We start from the raw sequence: 25972 nt of genomic DNA, 5'->3' as shown, positions 1-25972 counted from the left end.
ATCAGCGCGGGAGCCCCGCCGCGGCGGCCTCGAGAGCGGGCGCGATCAGCCGGATCGCGTCGTGCAGGATCTGCTCGTAGTCGTCGCGGCGGAACTCGTACGGCAATTCCAGCCGCAGCTCCGAGGTGCGAGCCAGCACCGGGTCGGCGGCCAGCCGCTCGACGATCTCGTCGGCCGGCCCGACCAGGTCGGGGGCGAACAGGACCCGCCGCTCGCCGCGCGGCGCCAGCGTCCGTTCGTGGCGACTTGCCGCGTACGCCCGGTACCGCTCGCGGGTGGCCCGGTCGGCGCTGTCGGTCGGCACGATCACCCGGCCCACCGCCACCCGGGCCGGCCGGTCCGCCGGCACGAGTTGCCGGTACTCGCCGATCAGGGCGAGCTGGGCGGCGGCGAAGTCGTCGTGGTGCTCGCCGAAGACGATGTTGCCGGTCAGCAGGTTCAGCCCGTTCTGGCCGGCCCACTGGGCCGACCGGGTGCTGGCCGCGCCGTACCAGAGCCGGTCGATCAGGCCCGGGTTGTGCGGCTGCAGCCGGGGCCGCTGGGTGTTGCCGGGCGACTGGATCACCGTTTCCGCGTCGCCCAGGAACTCGCCCCGGAGGTTGTCGACCAGCCGGGCGATCCGCCCGTGGGACAGGTCGAAGTCGCGCCAGTTACCGTCGAACACCAGGTGCCCGAGCAGCTCGGCGTGCGGCGGGGTGCCGGCGCTGAACCCGGCCTGCAGCCGTCCCCGGGAGAGCACGTCGGCCAGCGACAGGTCCTCGGCGAGCCGGAACGGGCTCTCGTAGCCGATCGGGATGACCGCGGTGCCCAGCTCCACCCGGCTGGTGCGCTGCCCGGCGGCGGCCAGGAACACCGCGGCCGAGCCCACCCCGTGTTCCAGGTGCCGCTGCCGGATCCAGGCCCCGTCGAAGCCGATCCGCTCGCCGTACTCGAACAGCTGGAGGGTGTCTTCCAGGCCCGCGTACGGGTCGTCGTCGGGAAAGTTGCCGGGCGTGAGAAACGCCAGCGTCCGCGCAGTCATACCCGCACGCTATTCCTACCGTCCCGGTGGGGGAAGGGGCGCATGGGATATTATTCCTATAGGTCTAATAGACATTGCGACGACGAGACCTTACCGTGAAGGACACCGGACACGGAAAAGAGCACCATGATGACCATCTCCTCCGATCGACGCACCTTCGACCACCTGGTCACGGCCGGCCTGACCGAGGAACTGCGAGCCGAACTGCTCGACCTGCGCCTGCGCTGCGCCCAACTCGAACTGGAACGAGCCGCCCTCCTGGAGGCCCGCGAAGCGTTCCCGCAGCCCACCGCCACGTCAGGTGTATAGCCTGCTCGGCGTGATGACCACCGCCGCCGAGAAAAGCGCGGCGAACTGCTCGGCCGAGCCGAACATGGCAGCGATCCGCTCGGTGTACTTGGCCAGGTAGTCCGGCTGAAGGTGAGCCGGCAACTGGTCACCGTCCTGCACAGCGGTGCCTTCGACACGCACGATGTTCCGCCCGATGTCGGTGACGTCAAGGGTCAGGCTCACCCGCGGGTTGCCGGCGATGTGCCGCAGCTTCGCCTTGCCGGGCCGGCTGTAGAGCAGGATCGTCGTTGGTCGCCGCGAATGTAACCGGGCGGTACGACAACGCGGTCACGTGTTCAGGTGATGTTCTGGGATCCGGCGTGCTGTTTTGCTCGCTGCGAGCACACCTACGAAGGGCAAAGACCATGCCGATGATTGACGTGTACGCCGCGGCCGGCACGTTCGCCGACAAGCACCGACTCGCCGTTGACCTGGCCACGGCGGTCAAGGAGATCGAAAAGGTGCCGGACATCCCGATGTTCCGGAAGAACACCGCCGCCTTCGTGCACGAGTTGCCGCCCGGCGCGGCCGCCAACGTCGACGGCGACGGCGATTACGTACGCGTGCAGGTGCTGACCAACGCCGGCGCGCTGGACCGGGAGAAGCAACTCGCGGTCGTGGAGCGGCTGACCGACATCGTGGCCGCGGCGGCCGGCGACCTTTCGCTCCGGGACCGGACCTGGGTGCTGCTGACCGAGGCGCCGGAGGGCGGCTGGGGCCTCTGGGGCCACGCCCACACCAACGCCGAACTGATCGCCGCCGCCCGAGCCGCCATCGCCGCCGGCCAGGCCTGAGCAGCCTTACCGGAGCGGCGCGGCGTCGCGGACGGCGTTGGCCAGTTGCACTCGGGAGCGGACCTCGAACTTGGTGAAGATTGACCGCAGGTGGGTGCTCACGGTGTTGGTCGAGACGCCGAGGGTGGCCGCGGTGGACCGGTTGGAGTGGCCGGCGGCGACCAGTTCGGCGACCCGGGCCTCGGTCTCGGTCAGGGCGGCCCAGCCGTGCGCGGCGCGGCGGCGGGGGTGGGCGGCGAGCGCCGGGTGGTCGGCCTCGATCGCTCGGGTGTAGCCGTACGCCCCGGCCTGTTCGAAAAGGTTGTGGGCCTCGCGGAGGGCGGCCTGGCCGTCCTCCGGGCGCCCGGCGGCGACCAGCACGTCGCCGAGATCGCGGAGGGCGCCGGCCAGCACCAGCGGTCTTGGCGAGTGGCGCAGCACGGTGACGGCTCGGGACAGCACCTTGGCGTCGGCCGTCTGATGGCCGCGTACCTGCAGGGCCACGCCTTTCATCGTCGCTACGCCGGGGTTGCGCCGGGCACCGAGGTCGGCGAGGTGGGCCGCCAGCCGGGCGGCGGCGGGGTCGCCGGCCTGCTGGGCGATGCCGCTGAACGTCCGCATCCAGGGTGGCGACCAGGCCCAGGCGTGCGAACCGTCGTCGGCCGCGGACAGCAGCGGGACGATGATGCGCAGCGAGCGCTCCGGGTCGCCCTCCTCGGCGGCGAGCCAGGCCTGCATCGCGAGCAGGCGGGAGGCGCGGATCGTGTCCTGGCGCTCTACGGCGTTCTCGATCGGCGCGATCTCCTTGCGGGCCCGGGCTACCTCGCCGCGATAGATCGCCAGGCCGCCGAGGACCATGCGGGCGTTCATCAGGTACGCGAAGTTCTCGATCGCCTCGGCCTGGCGGAGCAGCTTGCGCGCGGTGACCTCGGCCGCCGCCAGTTCGCCCAGGTTGTGGTGCTGCCACACCTGGGCGAACAGATGGGACGGGAGCAGCCGGTCCAGGTTGTCGCCGGCGTCGGCCCGGAGCTTGGCCAGCAAGGTGGCGGCCTCGTCGTAGCGGTCCAGGTGCTGCAGGGCGCGGATGCGCTCGGCGACGTGGGCCGACGACGAGATCAGGCGCAGCTGGTCGAAGTAGTCGAGCACCTTGCGGTGCTCACCGGTATTGCGGGTGATCTCGGTCAGCGCGAGCAACGCCGTCTGCTGGGCCGGGCCGTCGCCGAGCCGGGCACCCTCGGCCAGGGTCCGGGTGGCGGCCTCGGCCGCGGCCGGCGCCGACGGTGTACGGGTCATCGCGAGTGCTCGCAACGCTCGAAGCCGGGCCCGATCGGCGGGCGGCAGGTCCGGGCGGCCGAGCGCGGCGTTGGTGCGGTGTTCCAGGGCCGGGCCGGCGCCGGAGTCCCAGAGGGCCCGGCCGGCGCTGACCTCGATGCGGGCCACCGCGCCGGGGGTGCCGGCGATCGGCAGCAGGGTGTCGGCGAGGTCGAGGACGTCGTTGTTGCGCTGGGCGCTGACCAGTACGGCCAGGGCCCGTTCACCGATCTCCAGGGCGCGGGGATGGGCGACGCCGATCATCGTGAACGCCTGCCGGGCGAGCGTCGCCGCCTGTTCCGGCATGACGGTGACGCTCTCGGCGGCCGCGCGCAGGGCCACTTCGGCCGCCTCGAGATCGCCGGGCTCGGCGCTGGCCAGGAAATGCGGGACGGCCGGCAGCGCGGCCTCGCCCGCCGTGGCCAACTGCCGCCCGCGCGCCCGGTGCAGCCGGGTCCGGTCCGGCGCCGGAGTGTGGGCGTAGATGGCTTCCCGGATGAGGTCGTGCGGCAGGGACAGGCCGGTCTCCGCGACGGTGAGCAGCCCCTCGTCCTGGGCGCGGGTCGCCGCCTCGTACACCAGCTCGGCGGTCACCTGGCCGAGCAGACCCGCGACGTCGGCGACCGGAACGGCCCGCCCGCAGACGGCGACCGCCCGCACGACCGAGACCACCGACTCCGGCAGGCCGGTCAGGCGCTGCCGGAGGCCGGCGATCAGCTCGGCGTGCGCGTCCGTCTCGGCGAGCCCGTGGGCACGCCGGCGGGCCAGCCCGGTGAGCAGTTGCGCGGCCCAGAACGGGTTGCCGCCGACGCCGCGCAGCAGCTGCCGGGTGGCGGCGTCCGGGGCGGTGCCCAGCCGGTCGGCGGCGAGCTCGTCGATCTCGGCATCGGTGATCGGCCCCAGGACGATCCGAGAGACCGGCATGGGGCCGGCCGCGGCGAGGACGTCCTCGAGCCGGTCGAGCGGGGTGAGCCGGCTGGCCAGCAGCCACACGACCGGCGAATCGGCGAGCCGGGCCGGCAGCACGCGCAGCGCGAAGCGGGTCAGTGGATCGGTCCACTGCACGTCGTCCAGCCCGATCAGAACCGGCTGGCGGGCCGCTCGCTCGGCCAGCAGCTCGGCGATCCGGTCGATCAGCCAGAGCGGCCGCTCATACAGCGGCGCCAGCCCGGCGAAGGACTCCGCTTCGAGCAGCGGCTGCGGGCCGGACCGCAGCGCGACAAGCAGCGGCGCACCCGCGGCGACCTGGTCGATCTCCTCGGTCTTGCCGGCGCCCACCGCGAATCCCTGGCGCCGGGCCTGCTCCGCCGCGTCGCTCAGCACGCTCGTCTTGCCGATGCCCGGTTCGCCGATCAGCGCGATCACCGAGCCGCGCCGGCTGCGGGCGGTCTGGCGGAGGGAACCCAGAAGGACGGACATCTCCTGCGCGCGCCCACGTAAAGTCACCCGTGCCATGCCCGCAACCCCCAGAGCCGGTCCTCATCATTTCATGTGATGCCCGGCGACCGGCCCGGAGTGCAGTCTGGATCACGTGACTGGAAGCTGGAGGCGGCGGGTTTCTGTCCGGCTCCCGGACGCAGGTCGCCGACTACGCCACCGCGCTCGCCGACCGCGGCTTCGTGGTGGCGAGCCTGGAGTACTCGCTCGCGCCCGGCCAGCACTATCCGGTCCCGGTGCGGCAGGGCACCGCGGCTCTCGGGTATCTGGCCGCGAACGCGACGAGCTTCGGCGGGAACCCGGACAGGATGGTCAGCAGTGCCTGAGCGTCCGCGGTACGTCGCGATGGGCAGCTCGTTCGCGGCCGGCCCGTTCATCGGCCGCCGCAGCCCGGGCAGCCCGCGCCGGGCCGGGCGGTCGGCCGCCAACTACGCCCATCTGCTGGCCGCGCGGCTCGGCCTGGACCTGACCGACGTCACCTACTCCGGCGCGACCGCGGCGCAGATGCTCGACGGTCAGCCCGGCGCCGGCCCGGCCCAGATCTCGGCGGTCACGGCCGGAACCGACCTGGTCACCATCACCTGCGGCGGCAACGACATCGGTTACCTGCCCCGGCTGACCTGGGCGAGCATGCCCGCCCCGATCCGGCGCCGGGCGGATGAGTACGCCCGCCGGAGCGACCGGCGGCTCGGCGAACTCGGCGGCACCTTCGACCGGCTGACCGGCGAGGTGCGCCGGCGTGCCCCGCGGGCCCGCCTCCTGCTTGTCGACTACCTCACCATCCTGCCGCCGGACCCGGATGCCGACACCGGCCGGCTTCCGGCCGAGGTCGCCGCCTGGGGCCGCGAGGTGGCCGTTCGCCTGAGCCAGGAGACTGCGGCCGCCGCCGAGCGGGCCGGCGCCGAGTACGTGGCGGTGTCGGCCGCCAGCCGCGACCATCACGCCTGGTCGGCCGAGCCGTGGACCCGGCGTTTCCGCCTCTCCCGGGCCGGCGCGCCGTATCACCCGAACGCCGCCGGAATGCGCGCCGTGGCCGAGATCCTCGCCGGCGTTTGCTAACCCGCCTGCGACAGCGCTCCCAGCTGCGGCAATTCGATGCCGAACGCCCGGTCCCAGGCGTGGACCCGGTCGGCCGTCACGTCGGCCGGCCGGGAGATCGCCTCCTCGGCCAGCGAGGCGCGCACCAGGGACTGGCCGGAGCGGATCGCGGCACCCAGTCGCTGGTGGCCGCGGACCGCGAAGAAGTGCCGTGCGGCGTAGCCGACCTCGATCGGCTCGGCCGAGTCGGATTCGTCGAACGCGGGAACGGCCGCCGTGGGGAAGATGCGCTGCGGGTCGAGATAGCAGGCCGGGCCGGACGAGGCGGTCAGCTCCGACTCGTGCAGGGACTCGATGATCGTGTCGAGGATTTCTTGCGGCGTGGCCCGGGTGCTGTCGCAGATGGTGTCGTAGTTGCGCAGGCGGGTCTTGTCCACGCCGTACTTGGCCAGGAACCGGATGCGCTCGCTCTCGCTGCGCGACTCCAGATCGGTGCGTGCCTCCTCGAGGGTGGCGTAGTTCTCCACCTCGGTCGGGCGGCCCAGAACCCGCCGGGCCGCGACGGTGGGCTCGGTGATCAGGTGCACCTTCAGCGCGCCGGCGAAGAAGTGCCAGGCCAGCCGGCTGTCGACGACGAGTTGCTCGCCGGACGCCACGATGTCGCGCTGGATCTGGTCGATGTGGGCGTCGATCGTGTCGTCGAGCTCGGAATGCCGGTTGAGCTGCAGTGCGCTCAACCCGCGCCGCGCCGCCAGTTCCCGATAGAGATCGCCGATGCTGATGCGCCGCACCCCGAGTTGCCGGGCGAGCAGCACGGACACCGTGGTCTTGCCACTCCCGAGATCACCATTGATAACGACAGATCGCCCCAGGGCCATGGGCAACCTTAGCCCGATCGCCCGTTCGGGGGTGGTCGTCCGAAGGGCTGGCGGGCAGGGTGTACGCGTGAGCGATACGTCCCGGATCTTCATTTCGCATGCCGGTGTGGATCGATCGTGGGCGGAGTGGGCTAGTTGGCATCTGGAGCACGCCGGCTACGACACCGAGTTGGACTGTGTCGATTGGAAGGCCGGTGAGAACTTCGTCGAGCGGATGCACGAGGCGCTCGAGCGGGAGAACCCGATGCTGGTGCTGCTGTCGTCGGCGTACCTCGATCCGGGTCGCTTCACGACGGACGAGTGGACGGCTCGTTTCGCGCAGCGGCGTAAGGATGTGGACGTGAAGCTGATTCCGGTACGGATCGACAACGTCGACCTCCGGACGGGGATCTGGGCACCGATCATCGTGCCAAGCCTGTGTGACCTGCCGTCGGAGAAGGCCGTGCAACTGCTGCTGGAGTCGGTCGGCGGGGTGCTGGGTCCGCCCGCGCCGGCGACCGCTCCGCGATATCCCGATAGTCCGGCGCCGGCCGCGAGCGTCGATGCGGGGCCACGGCGGCCGGGTTCGTTGCCGTCGGTGTGGAACGTGGATCGGCGGAATCCGGCGTTCACCGGCCGGGACGGTGTGCTGAACCAGGTGCACGACGGCCTGTCCGGGGCCGGGCGGGTCGCCGTGCAGGCACTGCACGGCATGGGCGGGGTCGGGAAGACCCAGGTGGCGCTGGAGTACGCCTATCGGTTCGCTGGTGAGTACGACCTGGTGTGGTGGGTGTCGGCGGAGCAGGCCGGGTTGATCGGCGAGCAGTTCACGGCCCTCGGGGTCGAGCTGGGGCTGGTCGAGGCGGGGGCCGATTCGACGGTCGCGAAGAGCAAGGTGCTGGGTCACCTGTCCGGGCAGCAACGCTGGCTGCTGGTCTTCGACAACGTGGTGGACAGCGAGGACGTGCTGCCGTGGCTGCCGCGCGGTGGCGGCCACGTGCTGATCACCTCGCGCCGGGGGAACTGGCAGCAGATCGCGCACGCGGTGGAGCTCGACGTCCTGCCCCGGGAGGAGGCGGTGCGCTTCCTGGCCGAGCAGTTGCCCGGCGTGGACAACGACGAGGCCGGCCGGTTGGCGGAGTCGCTGGGTGACCTGCCGCTGGCGCTGGCGCAGGCAGCCGGCTATCTCGCGGAGACCGGCATGGCGGTCGCCGAGTACCGGCAGTTGCTGGTCGAGGAGACCCGGGCCGTGCTGGACTTGGGCCGGCCGGTCGACTATCCCCGGCCGCTGGCGGCGTCGATCGCGCTCGGCGTGGCCGCGCTGTCGGAGGTGGATCCGGCGGCGGTGGCGATCCTGCGGTTGTGCGCGCTGCTCGCGCCGGAGCCGATCGCGGTCGACTTGATCGTCGAGGTGGCCCAGCCCACCGAGCCCTATCCGGCGATGCTGGCCCCGCTGCCCGAGGTGATCGGCAGACCGCTGGTGCGGCAGGAGGCGATCGGCCGGATCGGCGCGTATGGGCTGGCCCGGGTGGGTTCAGGAACGGTGACGGTTCACCGGCTGACCCAGGCGGTAGTCCGCACGCAGATGGAACCATCCGCGTTTGCCGAGCTGTCGGTGCATCTGCAGGCGGTGCTCGGCCGGATGTACCCGGGCGACCCGAGGGACCCGGCGAGCTGGCCGGACTGGGGCCGACTGCTTCCGCACCTACTCGCCGTCGACCCGGCCCACACCGATGACCCGGCCCTGCGTCTGTGTGCGTGTGATGCCGTGGTCTACCTGATCGGCCGCGGTGACACCGCCCCGGCCCGGCAGTTGGCCGTGAACCTTTTCGAGGAGTGGAGGCACCGGCTGGGCGCCGATCACCGGGACACTCTGCGGGCGGCGAGCGAAGTGATCTGGGCGCTGCGTGACCTCGGCGAGTACAGCCGCCTGCAGCCGTTGGTGGCCGACGTCCTGTCACGGCAGATCAGGACCCGGGGCGAAAGTGATCCCGACACGCTGCGCAGCGCCTCCGACCTCGGAATAATTCTCAGTCTTCTCGGCGACCACCAGCATGCGGAGGAGGTCGGTCGCGACGTATGGCAGCGACGGCGTCAGGTTCTGGGTGAGGAGCACCCGGACACGCTGCGGTCGGCCAGTAGTGTCGCGGCGACGCTGAGGGACTTGGGCCGCTATCAGGAGGCGCTGACGCTCCAGCATCAGGTGTGGGACCAGCGCCGCCGGGTCCTGGGTGAGGAGCATCCGGACACGCTGATGTCGGCGAACGGTGTCGCGTCGGTGCTGGGGGAGCTGGGGGACTTTCAGGAGGCGTTGACGCTTTGGCAGCAGGTGCGGGAGCGGTATCGGCAGGTTTTGGGTGAGGAACACCCGGATACCCTGATGGCGGCGAGCAACGTGGTTTCGGGGCTGGCGAAGTTGGGGCGGTATCAGGAGGCGATGACGCTCGGGCAGCAGGTGTGGAACCAGCACCGGCGGGTTTTGGGTGAGGAGCATCCGGACACGCTGGCGTCGGCGAACAACGTCGTATCGGCGCTCGGGGAGTTGGGGCGGTATCAGGAGGCGTTGACGCTCGGGCAGCAGCTGTGGGAGCAACGTGGCCGAGCGCTGGGTGAGAAGCACCCGGACACGCTGAGGTCCGCCTTGAGCCTCGCGATCGCCTATCTGAACCAGGGCCGGACTTTACCCGGTCGCCGCATGGCCGAACTGGCGTGGAAAGGTCTGCGGAAACAGCTCGGTGCCCAGCACCCGACCACGCAGAAGGCCGCCGAGGTTCGGGACACGGCGATGCAGATGATGGGCGGTCAGGCCGGCGGTAACAAGAAGCGCCGGCGGTGAGGCGTACGTCAGCTTGGGGTTGATGTTGATCCGGTGCCTTTGATCTGCCATTGCTTTCGGGCCGCCGGGGCGATGGCGGTGGACGCGCCGGGTTCCTGAGGGCGCTGGGCGTAGCCGTTGCGGACTACGGTGCGGTGTACGAAGGCGTTCTGGGTCCAGGGGATGAACTCCAGCAAGGGTGGGGTCTCGCTCAGGAACGTGCCGGCCAAGTGCTGGTGGACCTGCATCATGTCGCCGGCGTGCGGGACCACTCGCAGGCCGTTGGCTGCCGCGTGCTTGGCCACCTGCAGCCACTCGGTTACGCCGCCTACCCGGGTCACGTCTACCTGGATTACCCGCAGGGCGTCGGCGGCTATGAAGTTCGCGAAGGCCTGGTATGAGTACAGGCTCTCGCCGGCCGCTATGTCCAGCGTGGTTGCTGCCTGCAGGCGCTGGTGGGACTGGATGTCGTCGGCATGGACCGGCTCCTCGAACCAGTCCATGCCTACCTCCTCCAGTACCGGCAGCAGGCGGGCCGCGGTGCTGAAGTCCCAGCGCATGTTCGCGTCGCACATCAGCGTGACATCCGGGCCGACCGCCTGGCGGGCGGCGCGGACCCGGGCCGCGTCCTCGCGCCAGTTGTCCTTGCCTACCTTGACCTTGACCCGCCGCCAGCCCTGGTCGACGAGCGAGCTGAGGTCGCGTTCCAGCTCGGCGACGCTGAGGTTGAGCCAGCCGCCGTCGGTGTTGTAGGTCTCGATGTCGCCGGCGGTGCCGCCGAGCAGGCGCCACAGCGGGACGCCGGCCCGCTGGGCGGCCAGGTCCCACAGCGCGATGTCGACCATCGCCAGGGCCATGTGCACCACGCCGGCCCGGCCGATCCAGTGCGTGGGCCGCCAGTAAAGACGCTTCCAGGTGCCGAGGATGTCCTCGGAGGCGGCGCCGAGCAGGGCCGGCGCGTAGTAGTTGTCGATCACCTGGGTCAGCAGCTCGGCGCCGTTGTGCACGCCGGAGATGCCGGTGCCGACCCGGCCGTCCGCGGTGCGGATCTCCACCACCGGGACGGTCCAGGCGGTCAGGCGGGTGGTGGCGTCGTTCAGGGTCTGCGCCAGCGGCACGGCCAGTGCGTATGTCTCGATGGAGGTGATGACCGCGCCCTCGTCGCCGGGTGCCAGTGCGGCGCGCGAGGAGGAGAGCAGACCCTGAACGTGTTCCACCTAGGTGCTCCTTATCGGGTGGTGTAGCGGATGACGTCGGTGCGCATGGCGTCGCCCGACACCTTCACGGCGGCGAACGTGTGCGTTCCGGCTTTCAGCCCGGCGATGCTGAAGACCTTCTGCTGGGTCGAGCGGGTGGCACTGCGCAGGTCGACCCGCTTGACCACCTTGCCGTCGATGGAGATGTCGACGAGTCCCTGGTCGGGTGCGGTGGCGGTGATCCAGTCGACGGCGGTGCCGGTGAAGGCGTACGAGACCTTGCTGCCGTTGATCTTGGTGGTGTGCACGTCGTCCAGATAGTCGCCGCGGAAGGTGAAGTCGAGCTGGGTCGCGCCGAGTGGCAGGCTGGCCAGGTAGGCCTTGCGCAGGGTCACCGTCGAACCGGACACGGTGTAATCGGAGCCGCTCGTGAGGCCGGCGATGCCGGTGAACTCGCCCAGCACCTGGACCTGGACATCGGCCGGTGCCTTGCGGTCGAACGAGGCGGCCGGCGGGTCGAGCAGGCTCGGCTGCGTGACGTCGATCCGGTCGACGAGCATGTAGGAGCCGGACTTCTTGACCCCCATCAGCGTGTGGCTGCCGTTGGGCAGGTCGCTCACGGTGAAGACGGCCTGCTGGGAGAGGCGCGGCTGGCCTTGCTCACGGCCGGTGTTCACGGTCTTCACGAATGCGCCGTCCAGGTAGATGTCGACGTCACCCTGCGAGGTGTCCATCTCGGTCACGTAGGAGACGCCGGTGCCGGTGAACGTGTACTGGAACGAGTCACCGTTGCGCTCGGTGTAGTGCACGTTGTCCTGGTAGTCGCCGAGACCGCGGCCGGTGCTCTGCGACCACGTCCCGGCGTACGCGATGCCCTGGTCGGTGTCGTCGTGGGTGATCGTGCGGACCGGGCCGCTCGTCGACGGCGGCGCGGTGGTGCCGGTGTCGGTGACGTTCAGGGTCAGCGGCTGCGAGGTCGCCGCAACGCCCTCCCGGGTCCACTCTCCCTGGTAGCCGACCCGCAGCGCGTCATCGTTGACGGCGACGAGAGAACCCGACTGCGGCGTGACCTTGAGTAGCCGTACGCCATGGATCGGCACGCCGGAGGCGGTGAATTTGGTCGCGAAGCGGCCGAGGTCTTTGCGATCCCACAGGTCGCGGACCGTGGCGGCGCCGGTCAGGCCGAGGTCCGACCAGTTCACCGTGACGTCCTTGTCGGTGCGGCCGAGGTTGAACAGCGCGACCGTGTAGCTGCCGTCGGGGTTGAGCGCGTACCAGATCGGCTGCTGCGCCGACGCCGACACCGGGCGAGCCGGAGTGCCGGCCTGGTCGACCGCGATCACCTCGGGGTTGGTGAGCAGGCTCAGGCCGTACGCGTCCAGGTTGGTCAGGTCGTTGCCCAGGTACAGCGGCGCGGCGGAAATCGCCCACAGCGTCATCGCGCTGCGCCGTTCGTCCTTGGTCAGGCCGTCCATGCTGCCGTTGCCGACGTTGAGCGAGTCGAGGTCGTTCCAGCCGCCGTTGCCGGCGTTGCGCCACCAGGTGGCCAGGTCGGGGAAGAGCCGGGCAACGTTCTGCCACTGGGTCAGTGCGTCGTTGGCGCAGTAGCACTCGACGTCCCAGTCGATCCGCCAGCCGTTCGCCTTGGACCGCCAGTAGTCGGCGTACTTGGGGTCGAGCGCCCAGGACAGCTCGAACCAGATCTTGTGCTTCTTCAGGGCCGTCGACCAGGCGGCGACGTCGTCGCGGGCGTCAAGCGAGAGGTCGCTGATCCCGGAGCCGGGCGTCACGCTGTCGAACTTGACGAAGTTGACGCCCCACGTGGCGAACAGGTCGACGATCGAGTCGATGTACTTCTGCGAACAGGGGTTCGCGAAGTCGATCCGATAGCCGATGTTCCAGTAGTCGGCCTGCTGGATGGGCTGCTTGACGATGTCGTGGGTGGTGCAGCCGGGGGCGCCGGCGATCGGCAGGCTGGCCTCGTAGACCGCGGGGGAGATGCCCGGGATCATGTAGAGGCCGAACTTCTGGCCGTTCGCGTGGACGTGGTCGATGACCTTCTGGAAGTCCTTCATCGGCTTCGGCCGGCCGTTGGCGTCGATCCCGTCGTTCCAGCCGGCGTCGACGTTGATGTAGTTGTAGCCGTACTTCTGCAGCTTGGCGTGCATCGCGTCGGACTGCTTGATGAGCTGCTCGGGCGTGATCCACTTACCGTTGCCGGAGTAGACCTGCATGCTGTAGCTGCTCCAGCCCATGTAGGGCTTGGTGGCCCATGGGTCGGCTGTCGATTTTGCCGGGATTGCCGGCACTGCGGCCGCAGGTGCGACCGCGGGCTGTGGACTCGGCTTCGGGCCGGCTTGCGCCGGATAGGCGGTCAGGAGAAGAAGCATCGCGGCGCCGAGGACGGCGGCGGGACGGCGTGACCTCACGGTCGTACCTCCGGATTTTTCTTTTGGGGATGGGGAATTCAGGAAGCGACGAAAGCCTGGATGCTGACGGTGGCGGCACCGCGGGCCCACTCTTCGAAAGGCAGCGGCCGTACGGACAACGGGCACTGGGCGGCGGCGCCGAACGCCTGGCGCTCGAAGCCGGCCCGGATGTGGGTCTCGAACAGGTCGTAGGCGGCCAGGCCCTCGCCGGACACCACGATGTGGGCCGGGCCGACCAGGTTGGCCACGGCCGCGATGCCGCAGCCGATCGCCTCGCCGGCGGCGGCGAAAACCGCACTGACGCGTACGTCGCCGGCGCGCGCCGCATTTACCGCGTCATCGAAGCTCAGCCCGGCCCGGCTGACGATGGCGTCGGTACCGGCGATGGCCTCCACGCAACCGCGCCCGCCGCAGTGGCACGCCGGACCGTTCACGTCGACGCCGATGTGCCCGATCTCGCCGGCCACACCGTGCGAGCCGGAGACGAGCCGGCCGTTGACCACCAGGCCGCAGCCGATACCGGTACCCACGGTGACCAGTGCGAACGACTCCGCGCCGACACCCTCGCCGAACCAGTGCTCGGCGGTGGTCAGCGCCTTCACGTCGTTCTCGACCGTGACGGTCAGCCCGGTGGCCTTCTCCGCGAGCTCCCGCAGCGGCACGTCGCGCCAGTGCAGGAACGGCGAATAACGGACCAGGCCGGTGGCGCGGTCGACGTCGCCGGAGACGGCCAGGCCCAGTCGCCTGGTGCGGGAGCGGTCGTCGATCAGGTCGTCGACGAGGTGGCCGAGTTCGGTCAGGACGTAGTCGACGTCCTTATCCAGTAGCGGCCGGTGGATCGACTTCCGGACCTGGGCGCCGAGGTCGCAGAGCACGCCGATCAACTCGTCGGCCGTGATCTTCACGCCGACGAAGAACTCCCGGTCGGCCCGGATGGCCAGCGGGCTGGCCGGGCGGCCGGCACCCGGGCCGGACCGCTCGGTCGCGGCCAGCTCCTGCAGGTAACCGAGCTCGATCAGCGGCCGGGCCGCCTTGGTGACCGCGGCCTGCGACAACCCGAGCCGGCGGGCGAGGGTGACCCGGCTCAGTGGACCCTCGGTCAGCACCGCCGTGAGCACGGCGGTCATCGCCGGTGCGGCGGATTCGGCCTCAGGCAACATGGCCGAAACGTAGGCCAGGCCGTTACGGAAATCAATACTTGACGAAGGAAATTATTGAGCCTACGTTTCGGCCATGTTTCCCCAGATCGGCGCGCGAGCGCCTCGACGCAGCCGCTGGTCCCAGGCGCAGCGGTCCTGGCGGTTGCACTGGCAGCTGTACCTGCTGGTGAGCGTGCCGCTGGCCTATTTCGTCGTCTTCAAGTACATCCCGATGAGCTTCAGCGTCATCGCGTTCAAGGACTACAGCCCGGTGCTGGGTCCGTGGGGCAGCGAATGGGTGGGCCTGCGGAACTTCCAGGCGCTGTTCAGCAATCCGGTCTTCGGCACGCTGCTGAAGAACACCCTGATCCTGGCGTTCTACCTGGTGCTGGCGAGCTTTCCGATACCTCTTCTACTGGCGCTCGCGCTGAACGAGATTCGTAACGGCTGGTTCAAACGCACGGTGCAGATGGTCACCTATGCGCCCTACTTCATCTCCACCGTCGTGGTGGTCTCGATAACCATCCTGCTGCTGTCGCCGCGAATCGGCATCGTGGACGCCAACGTCCTCGGCGATCCGAGCTACTTCCGCCATATCTACGTGTGGACCGACGTCTGGCAGACCGCCGGGTATTCGGCCGTCATCTACCTGGCCGCACTGGCCGGCATCGATCCCACACTGCACGAATCGGCCAAGATCGACGGCGCCAGCCGGCTGCAACGCATCCGGCACGTCGACCTGCCCGGCATCATGCCAACCGCGGTGATCATGCTGATCCTGGCGGCCGGGAACATGATGGCGATCGGGTTCGAGAAGGCCTATCTCCTGCAGAACAACCTCAACCTCGCACAATCAGAAATCATCCCGACGTACGTCTACAAGACCGGCCTGATCAACGCGGACTTCAGCATGGCCACCGCCGTGGGCCTGTTCAATTCGGTGGTCAATCTATGCCTGCTACTGGTGGTCAATTTCATCGCCAAGCGGATTACTGGGAGCGGACTGTGGCGATGAACAAGGTGCGTATCCGCGAACCTTTTGGCGACCGTGTTTTCCTGATCGTTGTCAAAATCATGCTGGCCGTGGCACTGGTTGTGGTGCTGCTGCCGCTGCTCTACATCGTGGCCAGCTCGTTAAGCAGCCCGGACGCGGTCAACTCGGGCCGGGTGACCTTCTGGCCGGTCGAGTTCTCCACCGAGGCGTACCGGAACGTGCTCAGCAACGCGGAGGTCCTGCGGGGTTACTACAACTCGCTGATCTACGCCGTCGCCGGCACGCTGATCAGCGTCACACTGACGGTGGCCATCGCCTATCCGCTGTCCCGGAAGACCTTCTACGGGCGCAATGTGCTGATGACCCTGCTCATCTTCACCATGCTGTTCTCGGGTGGCCTGATCCCGACCTACATGGTGGTGCACGACCTGGGAATGCTGGACACCCGCTGGGCCCTGCTGATCCCCAACGCGATCGGCGTCTGGCAGGTGATCATCGCCCGCACGTTCTTCGCCAACTCGATCCCCGATGAGCTCTACGAGGCGGCGATGCTCGACGGGGCGAGCGAGCTGCGGGTTCTTCGGTCGGTGGTGCTGCCATTGTCGAAGCCGCTGCTGGCGGTCCTCGCCCTGATGTACACGATTTACCAGTGGAACACCTATTTCGACGCACTCGTCTATCTCAAGGATCCCGATCTGTATCCGTTGCAGATCGTGCTGCGCAACATGCTCATTCTCGACAAGAGCCGGACGGGCGCCGTGGACCTGGCCCAGCAGATGCACCAGCTTCAACTGGCCAACGTCCTCAAATACGCGCTCATCGTCGTCTCGAGCGTGCCCGTCCTGGCTATCTACCCATTTGTCGCGCGCCATTTCACCAAGGGCGTGATGGTGGGCGCGGTAAAGGGCTGACGGAAACTCACGAATGGAACCATCATGAAAATACCTTCCCCCCTTCTCGGAATTGTCGCGGTCTCTGTTCTGCTGGCCGCGGGCTGCTCCGGCAGCAAGGAAAACGCCCCCGAGGCAAAGATGGACGGCGACAAGGTCATCATCTCGGCCCTCGCCCCCGCCGACCCGGACACCAAGCTCGACACCAACGCGGTCACCACGCTGCTCAGCGACAAATTCAAAATCAAGTTCCAGTTCCAGACGACGACGTACGACGCGGGGCCGGCCAAGGAGAAGCGGCAGATCTCCATCTCCAGTGGCGACTATCCCGACATGTTCCTGCTGATTCCGTGGGTCGACGCTTTCACCAAGACCGACGTGCAGAAACTCGGCCAGCAGGGTGTCGCCGTACCGCTGGAAGACCTGATCAAGGAGAACGCGCCGAACCTGCAGAAGGCGCTCGACTCCAACGCCATGCTCAAGGCGATGTCGACCGCGCCGGACGGGCACATCTACGCCCTGCCGCAGTGGTCCGACTGCTACCACTGCACGTACCCCGACAAGCTCTGGCTCAACTCCACCTGGCTGAAGAAGCTCAACCTGCAGGTGCCGAAGACGACCGAGGAACTGCGTACGGTCCTGAAGGCCTTTAAAACGCAGGACCCGAACGGCAACGGCAAGGCCGACGAGATCCCGATGACCACCGACACCGGCGACAGCACGCTTATCGGTTACCTGATGAGCGCTTTTGCCTACGCGCCCTACGGTGCGAACAACGGTGTTCCGTCGCTGCTGGCGCTCAACGGCGACAGCGTGGTGACGCCGGTCGACAAGCCGGAATGGCGCGAGGGCCTGAAGTACATCAACTCGCTCTACAAGGACGGCCTGATCGACCAGGGCTCGTTCACCCAGAACGCCGAGGCCCTGCAGGCGATCGGCAACAACCCCAAGGCCGTACAGCTCGGTTCGGTTCCGGTGCTGTGGCCCGGCATCTTCGTCCAGCTGGGTTCCAAGGACGGCCGGGACAAGCAGTACGACGCGGTGCCGCCGCTGACCGGCCCGTCCGGCAAGAGCTACACCGGTTACAACAACCCGACCTCGATCGGTTACACCTTCATGCTGACCAACAAGTCCAGCAAGGAGGCGCGGATCGCCGCCATCAAGATGCTCGACTACATCTACACCGACGAGGGCCAGATCATCGTCAACGGCGGCCCCGAGGGCGTCGGCTGGGAGAAGCCGGGTGCCGGCGACGTAGCCCTGGACACCAAGGTGCAGCCGACCTGGAAGCCGCGGCTCAGCGCGGACGTCCCGAAGAACACCTCCTGGAACTCGCTGGGGCAGTACAACATGACGCTCGCCCTGCGTAACGCCCAGGCCGTGCCGGAGGACATCTACGCCGAGACCGGCCTCGAACGGCGCCTGTTCCAGGCAACCCAGCAGTACGAGCCGCACGTGGACAAGGCGCAGGTCTTCCCGGAGGCCGCGGTCTGGGCCGACCCGGCCACCGTCTCCGAGATGGCCACCCTGAAGACCAACCTGGACAGCTACGTGAGCCAGGGCGAGCTGGCCTTCATCACCGGCACGAAGAACATCGACACCGACTGGGACACCTGGGTGAAGGGCCTGGACGGCATCGGCATGAAGCGTTACCTCGAGCTCAACCAGCAGGCGTACGACAAGTACAAGTCCAGCAAATAATGGTCGCGTGACCGACCACGATGTAGCCGCGCCCCGGAATCTCCCGGGGCGCGGCCGTCCCCGGTGGCTCGTAGCCGGCCTGCTGACCGTCGCGTTGCCGGCGGCCGGCGCCCGGTGGCTGACCGGCAGCTCCTCATCATCTGCCCGCCATCGAATCCCCAGCGTTGCCACACGTCCTGAGCCGCGTTTCAGCTACGCCTCGAAGTTCGCTTCACAGCGGCGGAAGAGGTAGAAGCGCACCATGTAGGCGGAGTTGCTGGGGTCCCACTTCGATACGGATCCGTTGACCAATTCCCAGCCTTGATTGCAGATCTGGTTTTGCAGGCTCATATTCTGAACGGCCTTGAAGGGGCGCCCGTAGCGGGCTCCGGTATAGGCGCTCTCGAGTATGGCGGATACGGTGTATTCAAAGATATTGTCACCGCGCTTGAACGCCTCACGTGCGCTCGCGATGACCTCGTCGGCAGGGTCCGCCGCGTCGTCCATCATGATTACTCCTGATTTTATGGAGATTATCCGCGTTGCCGGGCGCCTGCAACCAGTCTCGCCTGCACAGGTTCGCCAATCCAATTTGATTGGTCAATCGGCTGGACGACCGATGAGTTCCGGCTGGCATGACACCACATGTCACTGTTCATATCAGCGCCGGGTTGTCCCAGTCAGTTGCGCGACCAATCGAAGAAACAATTTCGTTGGCCGTGGTACCGCCGCTGGGGCAAGGTCGGTGGCGTGGCTGGATGGGCATGTCGTTGGCATGGGTGGCTATTGGCCGGATGCCGACGGGCGGGCCGAGGTGCTTCGGGCTCGGGTGCGTCCGGCTACGCGGCGGCTTGGGATCGGGCGTGCCCTGATGGGTGAGCTGGAGCGACGCGCGGCCGCTGCGCTGGTGTACTACGCCAAGCCGCTGCCGACGATGACGTCCTCGGCCGGCTTCCAGGTGTAGTCGGTGACCGTGTCTCGGTAGCGGACGCGGGCGCTGGTGGCCCTGGGGGAGTGGATGCGGGCCTCGTGTAGGTGGCCGTCGCGCCAGGACAGGGAGACGGTGAAGCCGCCTCGGGCTCGTAGGCCCCGGACCTCGCCGTCACGCCAAGCGGACGGCAGCGCGGGCAGCAGCTCTAGCTCCTCGCCGTCGGACTGCAGCAGCATCTCGGCTATTGCGCCGGTGGCGGCGGCGTTGCCGTCGAAGGAGTAGATGTTCTGGGGGGCTCCGGCTATGCCGCCGGCCGAATAGCTCAGCAGGTTTGCCTCGCTGGCGTCGGCTATCAGGCGGGTTACGTGGGTCAGCGCCTGGTCGCCGTTCAGCAGGCGGGCGTAGAAGGCGGCGAAATTGGCCTCGCCCCACTCGGTCTGCTCCCAGCCGGCGGCCTGCTGGCGGCGTTCCATGATGACCTCGGCCGCGCGGGCCAGCGCCGGGGTGCCGCGTGGGGTGACCTGCCGTTCCGGGAAGACCGCGCACAGGTGCGCGGTGTGCCGGTGGGCCGGATCGGCCTCGTCGAAGTCATCAAGCCATTCCTGCAGCTGGCCGTGCCGGCCGATCTGGAACGGGGACAGCCTCTTCCGGGCCTCCTCGGCGCGGGCCACCAGCGACGGGTCGACGTCCAGGATGGTGGCGGCCTGGGCGCAGATCCGCAGGATCGCCTCGGCGAAGACGCGGTCGGCGGTGGTGCCCATCGCTACCGAGCACGGCGTGCCATCCGGTGCCAGGTACCAGTTCTCCGGGGACTCGGCGGGGCCGGCCACCAGCCAGCCTTGGGTCGGCTCGGGCACCAGGTAGGACAGCATGAACCGGGCGGCCTCGCGCAGGACGGGGTACGCCTGCTCGCGGAGATAGTCCTCGTCCAGGCTGTACTCGTAGTGCTCCCACAGCTGCAGGGCGATCCAGGCGCCGCCGGTCACGTTCATGCCCCAGCCGATGCCGCTGCCGGGTGCGCTGTAACCCCAGGCGTTGGTTACCGTGTGCGCGACCCAGCCGTCCGCGCCGTACATCTGCTCGGCCGTGCTGCGGCCGGCCTCGGCCAGCCGCCCGACGAACCGGACCAGGGGAGCGTGGCATTCGGCCAGGTTTCCGGACTCCACCGCCCAGTAGTTCTGCTGGGTGTTGATGTCCAGGTGGAAGTCGTTGGACCAGCCCATGCTGCTGGCGAACCCGTCGTTCCAGACACCCTGCAGGGCCAGCGGCAGCGGCGAGTCCGCCCGTGAACCGGCGATGGTGAGGTAGCGGCCGTACTGGAAGTACAGGGCGATCAGATCGTCGTCGCGGTGTCCCTGGGCGAGACGCTCCCGGCGTACGTCGGTGGGCAGCTGAACCGGATCGCCCAGATCGAGCGACACCCGGGCCATCAGGTGTTGATGATCGGCGATGTGCGCAGCCCGCAACTCGTCGTAACCCGCAGCGACAGCCGGGGCAGAAGGCGCCCAGTCGGTGCCGACGGAGATCAGCACGATGACCGCGTCCGCGCCGGTGACGATGACGTTGTCGCCGGCGGGCCGCAGCGTGCCACCCTCGATCTCGAACCGGGCGAGGATTTCGACAGTGGTGCCGTCTTTCCCGTTGCTGTGTAGGGACTCGACGGCGCGGCCGCGGAATGCCAGGCCGGAAACGGTGGACGTGGTCGTGCCGGGAAAGGCGGCGTCGTCCAGGGTGGCCGTGAAGCTGATCGCGGCGGGACGGCTCGCGGTCAGGCGCATCGCGATCACGCCGTGCGGGTGGGACGCGAAGGCCTCGCGTACGAAATGGGTCTGGTCCTGATCGAATTCGATGTGGACCAGGCCGGTCTCGAGATCGAGGGTGCGCCGGTAGTCGGTGGCCGCGTCGCCGGGGAAGTCGAGGCGCAGCCGGGGCAGCGGCAGGTTGGTGCCGAACGACGTGGGGTGGCCGGGCAGGTGCTCGGCCGCCAGCCGCTGGGCTTCGCCGTGCTTGCCGTCGAAGAGTAACTGACGGATGGCCGGCAGCTCACGCAGCGCGGTCGGGCTCACGTCACTGTCCGAAGGGGCGCCGGACCACGCGGTCGACTCGGACAGCCGGATGATCTCGGTGCCGACGCCGCCGTGGACCATGCCGCCGAGCCGGCCATTGCCGATCGGCAACGCCTCGAACCAGCGTTCGGCCGGCCGGTCGTAGAAGAGTTCGGGCATCAGGCCAGCACGTCCCGGAGCCAGGGCAGCTGGACGGGGGCCATGTACGACCCGCCGCCCTCGTGCCGGTTGTAGGGCCAGATCTGGATCTGCTTCGGCCCGGCATAGCGGTTGAACGCGGCGTACACCGTGGACGGCGGGCACACGTCGTCCATCAGGCCGACGGAGTACAGCGCCGGCGCGGTCGCCCGCGCCGCGAAATGCACGCCGTCGAAATAACCCAGGGTGTGGAAGACCTGGTCGGTCCGCTCACGGTTGGTGGCGCAGAAAACCGACAGCTCGTGGTACGGGTACGAGTCGGTGATCTCGGTGGCGTGCCGGAAATGAGTCAGGAAGGGTACGTCGATGAGCGCGCCTCGGACCCGGGGATGCAGCCCGGCGACGGCCTGCGCGATGCCGCCGCCCTGGCTGGCCCCGGCCACCACGATCCGGTCGGGGTCGACGCCGGGCAGGGTGATCGCCAGGTCCACCGCCCGCACCGCGTCGGTGAACAGCCGCCGGTAGTAGTACTGCGCGGGGTCGAGCACGCCCCGGGTCAGCAGCCCGGAGTGGTGCGGCGTGGTGTCGCCGGCCAGGTCGGGCGTGTCGCCGTCGCCCTGACCCCGGGAGTCCACCACCAGCACGGCATAGCCGGCGGCCGGCCACAGCAGCCACTCGTGCGGGCGGCCGCGGCCACCGCCGTACCCGATGAACTGCACCACGCACGGCCTCGGGCTGTCCGAACCGGCCGGGCGCAAAAGCCAGGCGGCTACCCGCTGCCCGTCGTAGCCGCTGAACCGGACGTCGAACACCTCCACCCCGGGCAGCAGCGCGTCAAATGGGGTCAGCTCGGCGGCCAGGTCGTGCTCGCGGGCGGCGGTGAGGGTGCCGAGCCAGAACGCGTCGAAGTCGGCCGGCTCGGTGAGCTCGGGCCGGTAGTCGCGCAGCCGGTCGAGGGGCAGGTCGAACATGGCCATGGGGTCAGCTCCCGATGCGGACGAGGTGGACGAGGACGCTGGCGTGGTCACCGTCGGGCAGGGCGAGGGGAAGACCGGACCGCAGCAGTACGGCGCCGGAGTGCACCGCCCCGGTGTCCTGGTCCCGGTAGCTGGCGCCGGGGTCGAGCGCGGTCAGCCGCAGCGGCCCGGGCTGGTGGCCGAACGGGCGCGACGGGCACCAGGCGAGCACCACGAACTGGTCCTCGTACCGGTAGCCGACCGCGGTCAGGGTGCCGTCCCCGGCCAGCCGGTAGGCGGTGCCGTGCTGGACCGCGGGCCGGATCCGCTTGTACGTGGCGATCAGCCCGGTGGCCTCCTTCAGCTCGTCCTCGGTCCACTTGGCGAGGTCACCGCCGATGCCCAGCGCGCCGGCCATGGCCACGTGGAACCGGAACCGCAGCGGAGTGCGCCGGGCGGTGGCGACGTTCGGGCTGTCGGTCACCCACGCACCCATCACCTGCGCCGGGAAGAGCTGGCTGAAACCGTGCTGGATGCCGATCCGGTCGACCGGATCGGTGTTGTCCGACGTCCACACCTGGTCGGTGCGGGCGACGACGCCCAGGTCGGCCCGGCCACCACCGCCGGAGCAAGCCTCGATGCGAAGGCGCGGGTGGTCGGCCCGGAGCCGGTCCAGGATCTGGTAGACGGCCCGGGTCTGCTCGATCCACACCCGGTCCGGGTCGGGGTGGCCGGGCCAGCCGGCCTCGGTCATCGGGCGGTTGGCGTCCCACTTGAGGAAGTCGATGTCGTTCTCGGCCACCAGCCGGTCGAGCCAGGCGTGCGCCCACGCGGCGGTGTCCGGCCGGGCCAGGTTGAGCACGAGCTGCTGGCGCATCTCGGTCCGGGAGCGGTGGGCCATGTGCAGCACCCAGTCCGGGTGCTCCCGGTAGAGGTCGCTGTCCGGGTTGACCATCTCCGGCTCCACCCACAGGCCGAACTGCATGCCGAGCCGGTGCACCTCGGCGGAGAGCGGCCGCAGTCCGTTCGGGAAGCGGTCCGGGTTGGGGGTCCAGTCGCCGAGACCGGCGTGGTCGCTGACCCGCTCGCCGAACCAGCCGTCGTCCACCACGAACAGCTCGACGCCGAGCCGCGCGGCCCGCGCGGCCAGGGCGGTCTGGCCGGGCTCGTCGACGTCGAACCCGGTCGCCTCCCACGAGTTGTAGAGCACCGGCCGGGGCTCGCCGGGATGGGTGAGGACGTGCCGCCGGACGTGCTCGTGCCAGCTGCGGCTGGCCGCGCCGAACCCGCCGGTGGTGAAGAGCCCGGCGAACACCGGGGTCTCCAGGCTCTCGCCGGGGGCCAGCGACCAGGTGAGCCCCTCGTGGCCGTACCCGCCGGTCCACGTCGTGCGGCCCCGCGGGTCGCGCTGCAGGGTGATCCGCCAGCTGCCGCTCCAGGCCAGCGCGGTGCTCCACACGTCGCCGTGTTCCTCGGTGGCGGTGCCGTCGTCAAGGGCCAGCCAGGGGTTGGCGTGGTGGCTGGTCATGCCCCGCCGGCTGGTGAAGACGGTCTCGGCGGTCGGCACCTCGGCCTGGCGCAGCTGGAACTCGCTGTTCCAGCCGCCGACGAGGTGGCTCACCCGCCGACCGGCCACCGGCAGGGTCCACGCCGCGCTGTCACTCCGCTGCACGGCGATCAACTCAGCCGAAGAGCGGTTCTCGAGGGTGGTCCACCGCTCGATCACGTCGCCGTCGTCGTGCACCCGGTAGTGCAGGGTGACGCGCAGCGGGTAGTGCCGGTCGTCCAGGTGGATGCTCAGGTGCCCACCGTCGATGTCGTGGCCGGCGTAGTGCCACTCGACGCCCCGGGTGCCGTCGGCGAAGCGCACCTGCAGACCGGCTGCCCCGAAACGGGCGCCGCCCTCGACGGCGATCTCCTCGGCCCCGCCCGCGGTGTCGAAGCTGCTGCCCGCCGGTGGCGTGCGCGCGCCCAGCTCACGAGCCTGGGCCGGGGTCAGCGGCGCACCCCAGTGCACGTGCCGCACGTCGTCGTTCTCGTCGAGCCGGATGGCGTACGAGGTCGACGGGGTGCACAGCAGCCAGAGGCGCTGGTCAGGCTCGAAATGCAGGTCGGGCATCGGGATCCTCAACAAAGATGTGTGGGACGCGGCGAGCGTAGGGCCGCTTTCTGACCGAAATCAATACTTGACGAAGGAAATTATTGAGCATAGATTTCGGGCATGTTTCCCGACGGCGAGACCGTGGCGCCCGCCGTGACGGCCGTGTTCACGGCCGTGCTGACCGAGGGGCCGATCAGTCGCGTCGCCCTCGCCCGCCGGCTCGACCTGTCCTCCGCCGCCGTCACCAAGGCCGCGCGCCCGCTCATCGAGATGGGCTATCTCGAGGAACTGGCCGCGACCGAGCGCACCGGCCCGGGCGCCGGCCGACCGGCCAGCCCGCTGGTCATCCGGGCCGACCGCGAGTTCTTCGTCGGCGTGAAGATCACCGGCGACGAGCTCATCGGCGTGGTCTGCGACCTCGGCGCGCAGGTGCGGGCGTCGGCGCACCGGCGACTGGCCGCCGCCGACCTAGATTATGTCCTGACCCAGCTCGGCGAGCTGGTCGACGACCTGCTCGACGGCCCCGGCGACTACCGGGCCCGCACCCGGCGGCTCGGCCTGGCCGTCTCCGGCGACGTCGACCACTCCACCGGCCTGGTGCGTTACTCGCCGTTCCTGCGCTGGCGCGACGTGCCGCTGCGGGAGCGGGCCGAGAAGGCCACCGGCCTCACCGTCACCGTGGAAAACGACGTCAAGGCGCTGACCACCGCCGAGCACTGGTTCGGCGAGGGCGTCGGCGCCGAGTCGTTCGCGCTGGTGACCGTGGGCGCGGGCATCGGCTGCGGCCTGGTCGTCAACGGCCGGCTGGTGTCCGGCTCGCACGGGGTGGCCGGCGAGATCGGCCACGTCGGCTTCGACGTGAACGGCCCGGCCTGCCACTGCGGCAGCCGCGGCTGCGTCGAGGCGGTCGCCGGCACCGACGCCATCATCCGTGACGCCGGGCTCCGGTTCGACGACGCGGTGGCCGCGGCGCGAGCCGGCGACGAGCGGGTCGGCGCCGTCTTCGCCCGGGCCGGCGAGGCGATCGGCTGCGGCATCGCGGCGGTGGCCAACCTGGTCGGCCCCGATCGGATCGTGGTCTCCGGTGAGGGGCTGTCCGCCTACGACCTGTTCGAGCCGCACATCCGGGCCGGCTTCCAGCGCCAGGCGTTCGGTGCCGCCGCCGACTGCCCGCTGTCGATCCGCCCGCTGCCGTTCGAGGAGTGGGCGCGCGGGGCCGCCACCGTGAGCATCAAGGCGCTCGTGGGTCAGTAGTTGCCGTAGACCCGCCAGAGATCATCCTGGTCGGTCAGCTGCTTGTCGTAGACGGCGAGCTCGTCGAGCGTGCCGGTCAGATACGGGTTGCCGGGGGCAGCCGGCCAGGTGGTCAGCGGGAGCAGCAGCGGCGTGCCGCCCCAGCGCCAGACGCCGGTCGACGCGATGGCCGCGGTCACCGCGGAGGTCGAGGTGACCGTGCCGTCCAGGGACAGCCGGAGGCCGCCGGCGGCGAGGGCGCCGGTCCCGGTGATCGGGCCGACGCTCGCCGTGAGGTGGTGCCAGGCCGCGTCGACGTAGAGGAGCCGGTCGGTCGTGCCGCCGGCGCTGAATCCGGCGATGATGCCGCTCTGGCCGGGGCCGACCCGGATCAGGCACTCGACGGTGAAGGCGGTCGTGGCCGGGGTCGCAGCGTACTTGTTGTTGTAGGCGCTGCCGGTGCCGCCGAAGGCCATCGCGGTGGTGCCGGTGGTGCTGGCCGAGTTGAGCGGGTAACCGTGGTAGATGCGCAGGTCGTCGATCTGCCCCTGCCAGTAGTCGGAGACGAGCAGGCTCAACGCCCAGCCGCCCGCCGATCTCCGCCGCACCATTGCCGGTGGACGGGGTGAGATTTAAG

At 69.5% G+C, this 25972-nt stretch carries 21 protein-coding genes and 1 pseudogene; 10 read left to right on the top strand and 12 right to left on the bottom strand.

Annotated features, from left to right (window positions below; genetic code table 11):
- Position 1: 1 nt before the first annotated feature.
- Positions 2-1021 (bottom strand): LLM class flavin-dependent oxidoreductase, encoded by a 1020-nt coding sequence (locus Ate02nite_RS28735; RefSeq protein ID WP_203810954.1) that lies wholly within the window; start codon positions 1019-1021, stop codon positions 2-4.
- 126 nt (positions 1022-1147) lie between these two features.
- On the opposite strand from Ate02nite_RS28735, the gene Ate02nite_RS28730 reads away from it, so the two are divergent.
- Positions 1148-1330 carry a hypothetical protein gene (locus Ate02nite_RS28730; RefSeq protein WP_203810953.1) on the top strand — a complete coding sequence of 61 codons (183 nt, stop codon included), beginning with the start codon at positions 1148-1150 and terminating at the stop codon, positions 1328-1330.
- Here the strand turns inward: Ate02nite_RS28730 and Ate02nite_RS28725 are convergent.
- A pseudogene (locus Ate02nite_RS28725) lies at positions 1319-1606 on the bottom strand (pyridoxamine 5'-phosphate oxidase family protein); the annotation flags it as partial. The gene Ate02nite_RS28730 and the pseudogene Ate02nite_RS28725 overlap by 12 nt on opposite strands.
- A 116-nt stretch (positions 1607-1722) precedes the next feature.
- On the opposite strand from Ate02nite_RS28725, the gene Ate02nite_RS28720 reads away from it, so the two are divergent.
- Positions 1723-2145, top strand: coding sequence for a tautomerase family protein (locus Ate02nite_RS28720; RefSeq protein WP_203810952.1), 423 nt, complete (start codon positions 1723-1725; stop codon positions 2143-2145).
- A 6-nt stretch (positions 2146-2151) separates the two neighbouring features.
- Here Ate02nite_RS28720 and Ate02nite_RS28715 read toward each other — a convergent pair whose 3' ends face one another.
- Complete coding sequence (locus tag Ate02nite_RS28715) at positions 2152-4890, bottom strand: helix-turn-helix transcriptional regulator (protein WP_203810951.1); 2739 nt, start codon at positions 4888-4890, stop codon at positions 2152-2154.
- A gap of 80 nt (positions 4891-4970) precedes the next feature.
- On the opposite strand from Ate02nite_RS28715, the gene Ate02nite_RS28710 reads away from it, so the two are divergent.
- Positions 4971-5198, top strand: coding sequence for an alpha/beta hydrolase (locus Ate02nite_RS28710; protein ID WP_203811120.1), 228 nt, complete (start codon positions 4971-4973; stop codon positions 5196-5198).
- The gene (locus Ate02nite_RS28705; RefSeq protein ID WP_203810950.1) at positions 5191-5931 is read left to right on the top strand and encodes an SGNH/GDSL hydrolase family protein; all 741 of its coding nucleotides are present in this window, start codon (positions 5191-5193) and stop codon (positions 5929-5931) included. The genes Ate02nite_RS28710 and Ate02nite_RS28705 overlap by 8 nt, the downstream gene beginning before the upstream one ends.
- On the opposite strand, the gene Ate02nite_RS28700 is transcribed toward Ate02nite_RS28705, so the two are convergent.
- Positions 5928-6731 (bottom strand): AAA family ATPase, encoded by an 804-nt coding sequence (locus tag Ate02nite_RS28700; RefSeq protein ID WP_203810949.1) that lies wholly within the window; start codon positions 6729-6731, stop codon positions 5928-5930. The two genes, Ate02nite_RS28705 and Ate02nite_RS28700, sit on opposite strands and share 4 nt — an antisense overlap.
- A 124-nt stretch (positions 6732-6855) precedes the next feature.
- Here Ate02nite_RS28700 and fxsT point away from each other — a divergent pair, with 124 nt between their 5' ends.
- On the top strand, positions 6856-9603 hold the full coding sequence (gene fxsT, locus Ate02nite_RS28695) for an FxSxx-COOH system tetratricopeptide repeat protein (RefSeq protein ID WP_203810948.1): 2748 nt from the start codon (positions 6856-6858) through the stop codon (positions 9601-9603).
- An 8-nt stretch (positions 9604-9611) separates the two neighbouring features.
- On the opposite strand, the gene Ate02nite_RS28690 is transcribed toward fxsT, so the two are convergent.
- From Ate02nite_RS28690 to Ate02nite_RS28680, 3 genes are read right to left on the bottom strand one after another with little or no spacing between them, the layout of a single operon-like run.
- Positions 9612-10799 (bottom strand): mandelate racemase/muconate lactonizing enzyme family protein, encoded by a 1188-nt coding sequence (locus Ate02nite_RS28690; protein WP_203810947.1) that lies wholly within the window; start codon positions 10797-10799, stop codon positions 9612-9614.
- A gap of 11 nt (positions 10800-10810) precedes the next feature.
- Positions 10811-13207, bottom strand: a complete 2397-nt coding sequence (locus Ate02nite_RS28685; RefSeq protein WP_239147772.1) for a X2-like carbohydrate binding domain-containing protein — start codon at positions 13205-13207, stop codon at positions 10811-10813.
- A 38-nt stretch (positions 13208-13245) separates the two neighbouring features.
- Positions 13246-14367 (bottom strand): ROK family transcriptional regulator, encoded by a 1122-nt coding sequence (locus Ate02nite_RS28680; RefSeq protein ID WP_203810946.1) that lies wholly within the window; start codon positions 14365-14367, stop codon positions 13246-13248.
- Between the two features lie 73 nt (positions 14368-14440).
- On the opposite strand from Ate02nite_RS28680, the gene Ate02nite_RS28675 reads away from it, so the two are divergent.
- The 3 genes from Ate02nite_RS28675 to Ate02nite_RS28665 are packed head-to-tail and all read left to right on the top strand — an operon-like array spanning position 14441 to position 17931.
- A complete protein-coding gene (locus Ate02nite_RS28675) occupies positions 14441-15361 on the top strand; it encodes an ABC transporter permease (RefSeq protein ID WP_203810945.1) in 921 nt (306 codons plus the stop codon).
- A 59-nt stretch (positions 15362-15420) separates the two neighbouring features.
- Entirely contained in the window at positions 15421-16251 is an 831-nt protein-coding gene (locus Ate02nite_RS28670) for a carbohydrate ABC transporter permease (RefSeq protein WP_239147771.1), read from the top strand.
- 24 nt (positions 16252-16275) lie between these two features.
- Positions 16276-17931 (top strand): type 2 periplasmic-binding domain-containing protein, encoded by a 1656-nt coding sequence (locus Ate02nite_RS28665; RefSeq protein ID WP_203810943.1) that lies wholly within the window; start codon positions 16276-16278, stop codon positions 17929-17931.
- A 192-nt stretch (positions 17932-18123) separates the two neighbouring features.
- Here the strand turns inward: Ate02nite_RS28665 and Ate02nite_RS28660 are convergent, their stop codons facing one another.
- Positions 18124-18420: a hypothetical protein gene (locus Ate02nite_RS28660; protein WP_203810942.1), complete on the bottom strand. Its 297-nt coding sequence runs from the start codon at positions 18418-18420 to the stop codon at positions 18124-18126.
- Between Ate02nite_RS28660 and Ate02nite_RS49855 the strand changes: the two genes are divergently transcribed.
- Complete coding sequence (locus tag Ate02nite_RS49855) at positions 18320-18874, top strand: GNAT family N-acetyltransferase (protein ID WP_369076747.1); 555 nt, start codon at positions 18320-18322, stop codon at positions 18872-18874. The two genes, Ate02nite_RS28660 and Ate02nite_RS49855, sit on opposite strands and share 101 nt — an antisense overlap.
- Here the strand turns inward: Ate02nite_RS49855 and Ate02nite_RS28650 are convergent.
- From Ate02nite_RS28650 to Ate02nite_RS28640, 3 genes are read right to left on the bottom strand one after another with little or no spacing between them, the layout of a single operon-like run.
- Entirely contained in the window at positions 18823-21066 is a 2244-nt protein-coding gene (locus tag Ate02nite_RS28650; protein WP_203810940.1) for a glycosyl hydrolase family 95 catalytic domain-containing protein, read from the bottom strand. The genes Ate02nite_RS49855 and Ate02nite_RS28650 overlap by 52 nt on opposite strands.
- Complete coding sequence (locus Ate02nite_RS28645) at positions 21066-22022, bottom strand: acetylxylan esterase (protein WP_203810939.1); 957 nt, start codon at positions 22020-22022, stop codon at positions 21066-21068. The genes Ate02nite_RS28650 and Ate02nite_RS28645 overlap by 1 nt, the downstream gene beginning before the upstream one ends.
- Positions 22023-22026: 4 nt before the next feature.
- Complete coding sequence (locus Ate02nite_RS28640; RefSeq protein WP_203810938.1) at positions 22027-24120, bottom strand: alpha-galactosidase; 2094 nt, start codon at positions 24118-24120, stop codon at positions 22027-22029.
- Positions 24121-24222: 102 nt separating this feature from the next.
- On the opposite strand from Ate02nite_RS28640, the gene Ate02nite_RS28635 reads away from it, so the two are divergent.
- Positions 24223-25356: an ROK family transcriptional regulator gene (locus Ate02nite_RS28635; RefSeq protein ID WP_203810937.1), complete on the top strand. Its 1134-nt coding sequence runs from the start codon at positions 24223-24225 to the stop codon at positions 25354-25356.
- Here the strand turns inward: Ate02nite_RS28635 and Ate02nite_RS28630 are convergent.
- The gene (locus Ate02nite_RS28630) at positions 25350-25946 is read right to left on the bottom strand and encodes a LamG-like jellyroll fold domain-containing protein (protein ID WP_203810936.1); all 597 of its coding nucleotides are present in this window, start codon (positions 25944-25946) and stop codon (positions 25350-25352) included. The two genes, Ate02nite_RS28635 and Ate02nite_RS28630, sit on opposite strands and share 7 nt — an antisense overlap.
- Positions 25947-25972: the final 26 nt, after the last annotated feature.

The sequence above is a fragment of the Paractinoplanes tereljensis genome (assembly GCF_016862435.1).
Taxonomy (GTDB): domain Bacteria; phylum Actinomycetota; class Actinomycetes; order Mycobacteriales; family Micromonosporaceae; genus Actinoplanes; species Actinoplanes tereljensis.
Note: the sequence above shows the minus strand (reverse complement) of the source record. Positions and strands in the feature narration are given on the sequence as shown.